Genomic DNA, 13,278 nt, shown 5'->3' on the forward strand with positions numbered 1-13,278 from the left:
TAAAATTAATATAATGGTATATATGGAAATTATTTTTGAAAATTATAAATAGAGATTTTAGGAGAAGTTTAAGTAACTTTAAGTAAATTAAGTATAAAAGCTAAGCAGAAAAGCTAAGTATATAAGGTTGCTATAAAGACTAAGTATAAAAGCTGAGTATAAAAGGAGAGAAGGAGAAGTTAATATGTATCCAATTAGATTTGAAAACGTTTATTATGAGAAAATTTGGGGTGGAAGAGATTTAGAAGCTTTTAGAAATAACTTACCATCTGGAGATATTGGTGAGTCTTGGGATGTTGCATGTCATCCAAATGGAACTGGAGTAGTTGTAAATGGTGAGTTAAAAGGTAAAAGATTTGATGAAATAATAGGAGAATTTGGACATGCTTTAGTTGGTTCAAAAGTAAGTACAGAAAAGTTCCCATTATTAGTTAAGTTAATAAATTCAAGAGAAAAGTTATCTGTTCAAGTTCATCCAGGAGACGAATATGCTCAAAGAGTTGAGAATCAATTTGGAAAAACAGAAGCTTGGTATGTTGTAGATGCAAAACCAGGAGCAAAATTAATTGTTGGAACAAAGAACTGTGATAAAGAAGTGTTTGCTAAAGCAATTGAAGAAGGAAGGTCTGAGGATTATTTAAATGTTGTAGATGTTAAGAAGGGAGACTGCTTCTTAATTAATAGCGGTCTAGTTCATGCTATTTGTGAAGGATTAATAATAGCTGAAATACAACAAAATTCGGATGTTACTTATAGAGTTTATGATTACGGAAGACCAAGAGAAATTCATGTTGAAAAATCTTTAGATGTAATTGATTTTAATTTAAAAGCAGCAAATTTATCCAATAAAGAGATTGTTAAATTTGATGGATTTTCTAAAGTAGATTTTTGTGAAAATGAGTATTTTGGGATGCAAAAAATTAATGTTGAAACTGAATGGTCTGATTGTAGTAATGAAGAGAAATTCTTTATTTTAACTTGTGTTGATGGTTGCGGAACTATTGAAGGAGATGGTTTCTCAGAAGAAGTTAAAATGGGGGATAGTTACTTAATTCCGGCTACTTTAGGAGATTATATTGTTAAGGGGAACTTAGCAGTAATCAAAAGCTACCCAATGTAAATTTTTGTATACGCCTCCGGGGAACATCCAATAAATGGATGTTCCCCGGAGGCGTATTATTTTTATGCGGTGTGTCAATAATTAAGTTAAAACTTTATAAGGAGGAGATTCTTTAATGGCATCACCAAAGAGACCATGGGTATCTGGATCTATTTATCATATAACTAATAGAGGAAATCGTCAGGAAATAATATTTAGAGAAAATATTGATTATATTGTTTATTTAGGTATTTTAAAAGAAACTTTAAAGTTTTATGAGAATGATAATTATAAATTAATTAGTTACTGTCTTATGAGTAACCATGTTCATTTACTTTTGAAGACCGGCAGGAAGGATCCAAGTTTCTTTATGAGAAGAGTTAATAGTATGTATGCAAGATATTTCAATAGTAAATATCAATATATAGGTCATTTGTTTCAAGGAAGATATTTTAGTAATTTAATAAATAATGTTATAGAGTTACTTGAGGTTAGTAGATATATACATTTAAATCCAGTCAGAGCTAAAATGGTTGATAGTCCAGAGAAATATATGTGGTCTAGCTATAATAAAATTGTATTAGATAAAGATAAGTTTAAAAATTTAGATTTAAATAGTAGAAAGTTAATGTTAGATATGTGTATAGATGAAAATGAAATATTAGATTTACTTAATATATATTCAATAATTGAAGAGAATAATAAAAAGGATTTAGAATACAAAGTAAAGAATATGATGAAAGAGAGTAAAATTAAATATAAGAAATATGTAGAGAGTAAAGTTTCTTCAGAAGAACAACTATAAGTGGATGTAAAAATATGTAACGTCCCCGGAGGTCCTTACATTTTATGTAAGGACCTCCGGGGACGTTACAAAAAGTGGAAAATAGATTTTGTTATTGTGGAGGGGATATACTATGAAGTTTGTTTTAGCACCGGATTCTTTTAAGGAAAGTATGACTGCAAAAGAAGTTTGTATTGCCATGGAAAATGGAATAAGAAAAATATATAAAGATGCAGAATGTATACATGTACCTATGGCAGATGGAGGAGAAGGTACTGTTCAATCTTTAGTTGATGCAACAGAAGGAGTATTATATAAGGAAGAAGTTACTGCACCATTAGGAAATAAGGTTATTGCGACTTATGGAATACTTGGAGATGGAGAAACTGCCATTATAGAAATGGCAGAAGCTAGTGGACTTCAGTTAGTTCCAAGAGAGAAGAGAAATCCATTGATTACTACAAGTTATGGAACTGGTGAACTAATTATTTCTGCAATAAATAAAGGAGTTAAGAAGATATTAATAGGATTAGGTGGAAGTGCAACCAATGATTCTGGAGTTGGTATGCTTCAAGCTTTAGGAGTAAAATTTATAGATAAAGATGGAGAAGATATAGGTTTTGGTGGTGGAGAGTTAAGTAAGATTGTAGATATAGATATGTCCTCTTTTGATAAGAGAATCTTAAATGTTGACATAGAAGTGGCTTGTGATGTAAAAAATCCTTTAACAGGGATTAATGGAGCAAGCTATGTATTTGGGCCTCAAAAGGGGGCAAATACTGAAACTGTTAAGATACTGGATGAAAATTTAAAGCATTTTTCAAATATTATTAAAGAAAAAATAGGGAAAGAGATTGATAATATTGAAGGTGCAGGAGCAGCGGGAGGATTAGGAGCAGCACTTGTTGGATTATGCAATGGAAAGCTTAAAAGAGGAATTGATATAGTTGTTGAATATTCAAAATTAGAAGAAAAGATTAAAGATGCACATTATGTTTTTACTGGAGAAGGTAGTATAGATTTTCAAAGTAAATTCGGTAAAACACCTATTGGAGTATCAATGATAGCTAAAAAATATGATATACCAGTAATAGTTTTTGCTGGCAATGTAGGAGAAGGAATAGATGAACTTTATGATTTAGGAGTAACTTCAGTAATTGGAATACTACCGGGAGTGGTAACCATAGAGGAGGCACTAAAGCAAGGTACAATTAATATAGAAAGAGCAGTTGAGAATATAGTAAGAATACTTTAATGATTCCATAAAATGTATGTGCCTCCGGGGAACACCCATTTATTGGGTGTTCCCCGGAGGTATATCGAAATATAGTAAAAATTGTCGTTGAAAAATATTTAAGATATTGGTATAATTATATTTCCTGAGGATACGAACAAAAAAATCAAATTTTATATAAATATTTGGAGGAGTTACCAATGCCAGTAAGAATTGCTATACTAGGTGGACCAAGATGTGGTAAAACAACATTAATTCAACAATTATACGTAGATCTAAAAATTAGAGATATAAATGTAGGAGTTGCTACAGAATATAGCACAGATTATTTAAGAGATAAAGGTATGATTGAATCTATTTCAGAACAATATGGAATATATTTAGGTCAATTACATTTAGAAAAGAGCTTAGATGGACATGATTATGCTATAACTGACTATGCTACTTTTGTACCATACATATATGGAAGATTAATGCTTGGAGATAAGACGAGAACTAAGAAAGAAATCGAAATATTAAATGATTTATATAGCTTAGCAATCAGAGATCTACCACAATATGATCATATTTTCTTTGTACCAAGAGAATTTGGTTATAAAAAAGATGGAGTTAGATGGCAAGATGAAGAAGTTGCTCAAATGGTGGACAAAGCTATCTTAGGATTCTTAGATGCTGAAAATGTTAAGTATTCAGTAATCACTGGATCAACTAAGGAAAGATCTGAGCAAATTATGAAAATAGTTGGAATAAATAAAGAAATTGTACAACCTGTTAAGGCAAAAGAGGTTGTAGAAAAATAATTATATAAACAATAGACAATTGTATTTAGAATATCTAAATACAATTGTCTATTATTTTATAACTTCATCTTTAAATTTTTTATCTAGTATATTTTCTAATTGTGGATATTACATCTAATTCTAAATATAACACCTAATTTAATATGTTATACCTAATTTCATGTATGATATTTAATTCCGGGAATTTATAATATAATGAAGATAATATTAGAAGAAATCAATTACATCAGTAAAAAATGATATAATATACCAAAAATTACATGATTACTACATTGACTTATAAAAAATACAATGTTAGAATACATAGTGTGCTATGTAATAAGGGGGATAAAAAATGAGAAACTTTGATCCAAAAGAACATGTAGGACTATTATTAAAATTCATAAATGGGAGAGTTAATACTAAAATTAATAAGAATCTTGCAGAATTTAATCTAACTGGTGTCCAACATGAAATTTTATGTTTCATAGATAGAAATGAACATGAAAGAGATGTATTCCAAAAGGATATAGAAAAGTGTTTAAAGTTGACCAATCCAACTGTAACAGGCATAGTGAAAAGATTAGAAGAAAAAGAAATGATAGCTAGATGTCCAAGCAATAATGATGCTAGATATAAGTGTCTTCATGTAACTGAAAAAGGAAAAGATGTTATATGTAAAAGCTTTAAATTTGGAGCAAATAATATAGAAAAGCAACTAGTTAAAGACATGAGCGATGAAGAAGTAAAAATGTTAAAAGATTTATTATATAGAGCGCTAATGAATATGGAGGAGTAATCCTCTTATTTTTAGTTTAAATACATAGTTGCCTATGTATTGTTAAAAATTAATTAAATTTGTTAAGGAGCATAAAAATTGATGCGCAAAGTATAGATTTGCATCATCAAAAAGTGTTTATATAAAAGTAAAAAATCAATGTACAAGCAAGTATATTGAATGAAAAGGAGAGGTGAAATATATGATAAAAAAATTAGCTCCATATATGAAAAAATATAAAACGCCACTGATTCTAGGTGTTTTATGTGCAGCATTAGAAGCTACTTTTGAATTATTAATACCATTAGTAATGGCACAAATAGTTGACGTTGGTATTTCAGCAGGAGATACAGCTTACACAATAAAAATGGGATTATTAATGGTTGTTATGGCAGCTATATCATTAAGCTTTGGTATTGGACTATCAAAGTTTTCAGCTATAGCAGGTCAAGGGTTTGGTGCAGAACTTAGACAAGCTGAATATGAAAAAATACAAACTTATTCTTTCAAGAATATTGAAAAGTTTAGTACTGCATCATTAATTACAAGATTAACTACAGATATTACAATGATACAAAACTCATTAACAATGGGAATCAAGCTTTTAGTTAGAGCACCTATGATGCTTATAGTTGCTTGTATTCTTTCAGTTACAATTAGTTCTCAATTAGCAATGATATTCTTAGTATCTATGCCAGTTCTTATTATTGCAATTGGTCTTATAATAAAGAATGTTAAGCCAAGATTTGAAGCAATGCAAAAGAAGATTGATAACTTAAATACTACAGTACAAGAAAACTTAATTGGTATAAGAGTTGTTAAATCTTTTGTTAGACGCAATAAGGAAAAGGAAAAATTCAAAGCAAGTAATGATGATTTATTAAAAGCTTCAGAAGGCGCATTTGGTATAGTTGTTTTAAATATGCCAGTTATGCAAATTGTTGTATTTTCTAGTGTTATAGGTATTCTTTGGTTTGGTGGAAACATGGTTCATGCAGGTACATTAACAGTTGGTAAGCTTACAAGTTTCATGACTTATTCTTTCCAAATTCTAATGTCTCTTATGATGCTTTCAATGGTTCTTATGATGATGTCAAGAGCAGTTGCATCAGCGCAACGTATAATTGAAGTTTTAGAAGAAGAACCAGATATTAAGGATCCAGTTAATCCAGTAACAGAAGTTAAAAATGGAGAAATTGAATTTAGAAATGTTAACTTTAAGTATGAAGATGATAGTGATGAAAATAACTTAGAAGGAATCAATATCAAGATAAAAGCTGGTGAAACTATTGGTATAATTGGTAGCACAGGTTCAGGTAAATCAAGCTTAGTTCAACTTATACCAAGACTTTATGATGCCACTGAAGGTGAAGTTTTTGTTGGTGGAGTTAATGTTAAGGATTATCACATAGAAACTTTAAGAAATGAAGTTGCTATGGTACTTCAAAAGAATACATTATTCTCAGGAACTATTAAGGAAAACCTTATGTGGGGTAATGAAAATGCTACTGATGCAGAAATTGAAGCAGCAGCTACATCAGCATGTGTTGATGAATTTATTGATAGACTTCCAGGAAGATACGATATGCACTTAGAACAAGGTGGAGTTAACGTATCTGGTGGACAAAAACAAAGACTTTGTATAGCAAGAGCTATATTAAAGCAACCTAAAGTATTAATCTTAGATGATAGTACAAGTGCCGTTGATACAGCAACTGATGCTAAGATTAGAAAAGCATTTGCAGAAGATTTAAAAGATACTACTAAGATAATAATTGCACAAAGAGTTAACTCTGTAGCTACTGCAGACAAGATTATCGTTATGGATGATGGTAAGATTAGTGCAATTGGAACTCATGATGAGTTAATGGAAAGTAGTGAAATTTATAAAGATGTATACAAATCTCAACAGGAAGGGGTGGGTTTACGTGAATAAGGATAAGAACAATATGTCTCAAGGACAAGCAGCGCCAGGTAAAGGTGGTAAAAAGCCAGGACCTCCAAAGCCTAAAAATATGAAAAAGACATTAAAAACATTAATGAGTTATTTAGGTAAGTATAAATTACAATTACTTATAGTAATGGTACTAATAATTATAAATTCATTTGCAATGATAGCAGGTTCATATTTCTTAAAACCATTGGTAAATAATTATATATTACCAGGTGATTTTGCAGGACTTGCTAAGATGTTAGTATTATTAGGAACAATCTTTGGATTAGGTGCAATTGCTGCATATGGATATGCAAGATTAATGGTTCATGTAGCACAAAATACTATTAGCAATATAAGAACAGATTTATTTAATAAAATGCAAGAGCTTCCTATTAAGTACTTTGATAGAAATACTCATGGTGACTTAATGAGTTTATACACTAATGATATAGATAATATCAGTGAAGCTTTAAATAACAGTTTTACAAATATTTTAGCTTCAGGGCTTACATTCTTAGGAACAATAGTAATGATGGCTATTTTAAGTCCAACGCTAATTATAATAACAGTAACATTCCTAGCTATAATGATATTTGTTGTAACTAAAGTTGGTGCTAAGAGTAAGTACTACTTTGGAATGCAACAAAAGCAAATTGGTAAACTAAATGGTTATGTTGAAGAAATGATAGAAGGACAAAAGGTTATTAAGGTATTCTGTCATGAAGACGAGGCAATTGAAGATTTCAGAAAGCATAATGAAGAGTTAAGAAAGGCTTCAACAGGAGCACAAACATTTGGTGGATATATGATGCCAATGCTTGGTAACCTTTCTCATATGAATTATGCAGTAACATGTTGTGTTGGTGGATTAATTACAATTGCAGGAGCATTTGACCTTGGTTCATTAGTATCTTATTTACAATATACTAAGCAAGTAGCTAACCCAATTTCTCAAGTTTCTCAACAAGTAAATGTTATTTTAGCAGCATTAGCAGGTGCTGAAAGAATATTTACAGCTTTAGAAGAAGAAGTTGAAGTTGATGAAGGTAAGGTTACTTTAACAAGAGTTGAAGTTAAAGAAAATGGTAAATTAGTTGAAACTGAAAAGTATACAGGTCACTGGGCTTGGAAGGTACCTGCATCAGTAGTAAGAAAAATGAAAAGTACAGACAATTTTGAGTTAATGTCAGAAATGGCAGCAACTACTGATTCTCAATTAGAGTCTGCAGCATCATTAAATGATGAACCAATATTAGTAGAGCTTACTGGAGATGTTAGATTCAAGAATGTTGTCTTTGGATACAATGAAGAGAAGACTGTATTAAAGGATATTAGCTTATTTGCTAAGCCAGGACAAAAGATTGCTTTTGTTGGATCAACAGGAGCTGGTAAAACTACAATTACAAACTTAATAAATAGATTCTATGAAATCAATTCAGGTATAATTACTTATGATGGAATAGATGTTAAGGATATTAAGAAGGATGATTTAAGAAGATCATTAGGAATAGTTCTTCAAGATACTCACTTATTTACTGGTACAATAGCTGATAATATCAGATACGGTAACTTAAATGCAACTGATGAAGAAGTTAAAGCAGCAGCTAAGCTTGCAAATGCCCATGCATTTATTAAGCATTTACCACATGGATATGATACAGTTATCACTGGTGATGGTGAAGGATTATCTCAAGGACAAAGACAGTTACTTGCTATTGCGAGAGCTGCAATTGCTAATCCACCAGTTTTAATAATGGATGAAGCAACAAGTTCAATAGATACAAGAACTGAAAAACTTATTGCAGAAGGTATGGATAAGCTTATGGAAGGAAGAACTGTTTTTGTAATTGCTCACAGACTTTCTACTATTAAGAACTCTCATGCAATAATGGTTCTTGAACAAGGTGAAATAATTGAAAGAGGAAATCATGATTCTTTATTAGAAGAAAAGGGAAGATACTATCAATTATACACTGGAAAAGCAGAATTAGATTCAGAAGAAGTAACAGCATAAAATAATTCCCTAGGGAAAAAGGAATAATAACCTTTCCTCTAGGGAATTTTTTAATTCTAGTAATCATTGCTATAACTAGAGTCTGAACTATTTCCAGACTCAGAGCCACTATCAGATCCAGAACCAGTATCAGATCCAGAGCCACTATCAGATCCAGAACCACTATCAGATCCAGAACCAGTATCAGATCCAGAGCCACTATCAGATCCAGAACCACTATCAGATCCAGAGCCACTATCAGATCCAGAACCACTATCAGATCCAGAACCACTATCAGATCCAGAGCCACTATCAGATCCAGAGCCACTATCAGATCCAGAACCACTATCAGATCCAGAACCACTACCAGAGCTAGAGCCACTACCAGAGCTAGAACCATTACCAGAATTAGAATCACTACCAGAGCTAGAACCACTACCAGAACTAGAACCACTACCAGAACTAGAACCACTACCAGAGCTAGAACTACTACTAGAGTTAGAGCCATTACCAGAGTTAGAGACGCTACCAGAGTTAGAACCATTTCCAGAACTAGAACCAGGGCGAGAATTACTTGTATTACTATTAGAATTGTTATTAGAATTATGGTTAATAGTATTATTTAATTTATTTGAATTTGAACTATTTATATCTTCAGATTCTTCATAATTATTATATTGTGAATCATTATCTTCATAATCAGAATTATTAATAGTTTCGATTTTTGGTACATCCTCAACTATAACTTCTTCATCTGGAATATATCCTTCGATTTCTTCATCTAATATGGGGGATTTTTCCTTAAGAACGAGAGAGTTATTAGTAGCTGAATTTGCCTGAATAACATTAATTGTAAAAATTGAAATAATAGCAACTAACAAAAGAATAATATAGATATTTTGAAATTTTTTCGATTTAAAATTCATAATTTGATTTCTCCTCATATTATAAATAATTATTTTACATTAATAATATTCTATAAATTGAAAAGAAATCCTCTAAAAAGTAAAAAATCATTACATATTTTTGCTAATAACTAAGAGTTGTTATAAAAATAAAGTAAAAATTAGTGGAATTATATATATAAATGAAGTTTTATGGAGGTATAGATAAATAAAACTTGAGAATCCAAATGATGAAAGTATTAATCCAATATATAGGCCGTCTCCAGGGTAAATTTAATAAACGAATTAACCTTGTAGACGGCTTTAATATTTAATATAGACATTATCCTAGTAAGTCAAGATGAAAAAGAAAATGAAATTATATTTCGTTTAATTTCCAGAGCTGTCCCCCGTAGAATGGATTAGATGTACCTATATAAAGTCCATCAGTACTTGATACAAAAGTTCTAAGGCCGTAATTATATTTATCATTAAAGCCATTAACATTAATTTTATTGAAATTAACACCATCTTCAGAGAAATATAGATCAGCCCCTTTTATAGATGTATCAATCATTTTTCGTATTGATTTCATATAATAAAGTTGAGTTAAGAATTCTTTTGAAGTGAATAGTTCCTTAATTTTAAATAGCAATAGCTTTAACTGTTTTTTATTATTGTTTAGTTTATAAATAGTATTTTTTATATTTTCTATAGCTGATTCTCCAAATTGAGAAGAGAAATAAATATATATCGCCTCAAGATACTTATAATTATCTGATGATATAGAAGTTGGTATTTTTTTTGCAAGAGTATTTAAAGAATTTAGTATATTTAAATTATAATTTATATCTATATTTTTCACTACTTGCTCTATATAATCATTTGTCTTTATTTTATTGAGGTATAAAGAAGGGTATGATAAGGAAATATAATCATAATTATTAATATATTTATCATCAAGGTATTCATAGTCATTAAATAGCTGTAATATGGTTTTAATATCTTCAGATTTAATAACATTAATAAGGGATAAAAAGTTTAATAATATCATTAATATACCTTCAAAGCTATCTATATAATCAGGAATATTTTTAGGAATTAAATAATCATAGAATGATGATGAATCAAAAGTTCCTAAAAAAAGCTTTCCATTATATTCAGCCATTCTCCAAATATAATGATTAGAAGAATAATTTATTCCAGAATTATCAGGAACGAATCCAGCTTTATAATTACCTATTCTAGTTTGTAATGGTTCATTCTTACTTGGAGTACCTATAACCATTTCCCAATTATCATTTTCATCAAATCTATAAAGCTGAGTAGGTTTAACAAAATTCTCATACAAATAGCTAAAATCAAAAGATATTAATTTTTGTAGTGATTGAATTACATTTGAAAAAGTTCCAACATAGACATATTCTTTACCATCAGAAGCTTTATATTTAAATGGTGTAGCTATAGCATAAGAATTAATACCCATACCAGCTTCATATTTACCATTAGGTCCAACAATCATATCCCATTTCCAACCATAACGATTTGATTCTTTAGCCATTAAACCTATATATTTTCCTTTAAATATTAAAAATCCAGATTCATTAATGGGTTTATTTCCAGAACCGATTATTGCATATAAATAACCATTATAGCTAATTAAATCAAATATACCACCGGACCTACCAGAACCAATATCTACATTAGGAATATTATTAAAATCATTTAGATCGGCAACAATATTCCAGGTATTTTTACTGGGAGCAGCACTTTCCATAATTCTTAAATCAGTATCAGTAATCATCAATCCAAAGTATAATTTTGCTTCGTGAACTTCCATAGCTCCCACACTTGATTTACCTGTATTATCAATAAACACAACTTCAGGTTTGTCAACATCAATAACATAATTTTCTTTAAATTTCAATATTCTAGTATAATTATTTCCAAAAGCTCCAATATAGATACTTTCATTATCTTCATTATATGGTTTAAATGATACTGCACTTATATATCCAGATTCATAAAAGCCACCCTCTAGTGTAAGCTCAGACTTATAAACTTGTTCAATTTTTTGGGTTAATTTATTATATCTAAATATTTCAGCAGAATTATCTAAGGTTTCAGTGGAGACATCATCTTCAAAGATAAGGTCAGTAATAGTTTCAGCAAAATTACCTAATATAAAAATACTTTTAATAAGGGAAAAAATTATATTTCTATTACTTCCTATATAAATATAATTTTTAGATTCTGCCATAGCCCAAGCGTATCCATTGCGTCTGTCAACAGTAGAATTAAAACCATCTGCTTCTTTTTCACCTTTAGTTGGATTTGATAGTTTTTGTATTATAAAGTCTTTAGTTTTTATAGATTCTTTATACTTTTCAGTGCTTTTGTTATTCATTTTATTCTCCTACTTTACATAAAAAAATTTGAGTTATTTTAGCTTATAAAAGCTGTTGTTATAATATAATATTCTTTTCATTAGTAATTTGTTTAAGTATATTGCTAATAATTATTTTTAATAAATTAAATAGAGTGATGAGTGATGCATATAATATTAAGATACATTTTTTATTAATAATTTTAATATTTAATGTATAACATACGTTTTAAATACTATAGACATTCTGTTATATAAAAATGTTGGTAAAAACATTTTTATATAACAGAATAGATATATGAGTAAATATATATAATGAAAGTTTGTGTTAATAATAATAGAATTTAATGATTAAAGTTAAAGAAATACGTTAATAATCACAACTGGTGATTATTTATGAGCAATAAATTTAATAATAGTAGAGAATATAGATTAAAAGTATTTAAGAAAAAGATATATGATTCAAAGAAAAGTATAAAATGTCCTCATTGCAAAAGTGAAGAGGTAATAAAGTACGGTTCATATAAGGGGATACAAAGATATAAATGCAAAAACAATAAATGTGAAAGAACATTTACAAAGCAAACTGAAAGTCCATTTAGATATTCAAAAAAGTTTAAACAAAATTATCAAAAGTATAAGGAATTATATGAAAAGGGATTAACAATTAGACAATGTGCAGAGATTCTTAATATAAGTATAGTAACATCATTTTTCTGGAGACATAGATTTTTATATAATTTAAAGGAAGTAAATTATGTAGAGAAGTTATGTGATTATGCAGAATTAACAAGAGTAGTTTTGCTAGAAAATTTTAAGGGTGATAGAGATAGTAAAAATAAAAAGAAGGATAAAATTTCAATAGTAAATGCAATGAATAAATCTATTGATATTATATCTATAATAGCTGCTAGAAATCATTTAGGATTTAGAGAGCTAAAGGAAAATATAGAGCCAAGAATTGATAAGAAAGCTATCGCTGTGGCTTTCTTAGATGGAAGACTTCAAGCTTTTTCTGATAAGCATAATGAAAAAAATAAAATTAGAATTAGAAGAGCTGAGATAACTCCAATTGATGCAAGTTACTCTATTAATATAAAAAGATGGTTGAAAAAATTTAGAGGGGTTGCAACTAAATATATGGATCATTATTTAAGTTGGAGGGCTTATGAGTATAAGAAAAATTTTGAATATAAGAAAGGCTTAAATAAAGAAGAAAAAATTAAATTACAAATAGATTTGAAAATAAAAATAACTACATATATATCATGGAATAATATTAAGGCAAAAAAGTTAGAGTAATGAGTATCCTTACTTAGGGGAATTCTTGTATTATTAAAGAAAAAAGTATATAATAATTAAGTTAACTGAGACTCCAAATTTTAATTTCGTTAGAGCAGTTACT

10 protein-coding genes are annotated in these 13,278 nt (G+C 29.2%); 8 read left to right on the forward strand and 2 right to left on the reverse strand.

Translation table 11 applies throughout. The features are described from left to right. The first annotated feature begins 184 nt into the window (after positions 1–184). The 7 genes from EJJ37_RS04335 (at position 185) to EJJ37_RS04365 (ending at position 8,624) form a co-directional block, all read left to right on the forward strand. The gene (locus EJJ37_RS04335; protein ID WP_133014370.1) at positions 185–1,120 is read left to right on the forward strand and encodes a type I phosphomannose isomerase catalytic subunit; all 936 of its coding nucleotides are present in this window, start codon (positions 185–187) and stop codon (positions 1,118–1,120) included. Between the two features lie 115 nt (positions 1,121–1,235). Further along, positions 1,236–1,904, forward strand: a complete 669-nt coding sequence (locus EJJ37_RS04340; protein ID WP_133014371.1) for a transposase — start codon at positions 1,236–1,238, stop codon at positions 1,902–1,904. Between the two features lie 112 nt (positions 1,905–2,016). Next, on the forward strand, positions 2,017–3,138 hold the full coding sequence (locus tag EJJ37_RS04345) for a glycerate kinase family protein (protein WP_133014372.1): 1,122 nt from the start codon (positions 2,017–2,019) through the stop codon (positions 3,136–3,138). 179 nt (positions 3,139–3,317) lie between these two features. Beyond that, on the forward strand, positions 3,318–3,917 hold the full coding sequence (locus tag EJJ37_RS04350; protein ID WP_133014373.1) for an AAA family ATPase: 600 nt from the start codon (positions 3,318–3,320) through the stop codon (positions 3,915–3,917). 334 nt (positions 3,918–4,251) lie between these two features. Further along, complete coding sequence (locus tag EJJ37_RS04355; protein WP_133014374.1) at positions 4,252–4,695, forward strand: MarR family winged helix-turn-helix transcriptional regulator; 444 nt, start codon at positions 4,252–4,254, stop codon at positions 4,693–4,695. A gap of 181 nt (positions 4,696–4,876) precedes the next feature. Next, positions 4,877–6,610, forward strand: coding sequence for an ABC transporter ATP-binding protein (locus EJJ37_RS04360; protein WP_133014375.1), 1,734 nt, complete (start codon positions 4,877–4,879; stop codon positions 6,608–6,610). A gap of 13 nt (positions 6,611–6,623) precedes the next feature. Next, complete coding sequence (locus EJJ37_RS04365; protein ID WP_133014397.1) at positions 6,624–8,624, forward strand: ABC transporter transmembrane domain-containing protein; 2,001 nt, start codon at positions 6,624–6,626, stop codon at positions 8,622–8,624. A gap of 56 nt (positions 8,625–8,680) precedes the next feature. Here EJJ37_RS04365 and EJJ37_RS04370 read toward each other — a convergent pair whose 3' ends face one another. Both EJJ37_RS04370 and EJJ37_RS04375 read right to left on the reverse strand, forming a co-directional pair. Next, positions 8,681–9,529: a hypothetical protein gene (locus EJJ37_RS04370; protein WP_133014376.1), complete on the reverse strand. Its 849-nt coding sequence runs from the start codon at positions 9,527–9,529 to the stop codon at positions 8,681–8,683. Positions 9,530–9,866: 337 nt separating this feature from the next. Further along, entirely contained in the window at positions 9,867–11,894 is a 2,028-nt protein-coding gene (locus EJJ37_RS04375; protein WP_133014377.1) for a hypothetical protein, read from the reverse strand. A 375-nt stretch (positions 11,895–12,269) separates the two neighbouring features. Here EJJ37_RS04375 and EJJ37_RS04380 point away from each other — a divergent pair, with 375 nt between their 5' ends. Beyond that, complete coding sequence (locus EJJ37_RS04380) at positions 12,270–13,175, forward strand: IS1 family transposase (protein ID WP_133014378.1); 906 nt, start codon at positions 12,270–12,272, stop codon at positions 13,173–13,175. The last annotated feature ends 103 nt before the right edge of the window (positions 13,176–13,278 follow it).

Origin of the sequence: Clostridium cuniculi (genome assembly GCF_004353185.1) — a bacterium.
GTDB lineage: Bacteria > Bacillota > Clostridia > Clostridiales > Clostridiaceae > Clostridium > Clostridium cuniculi.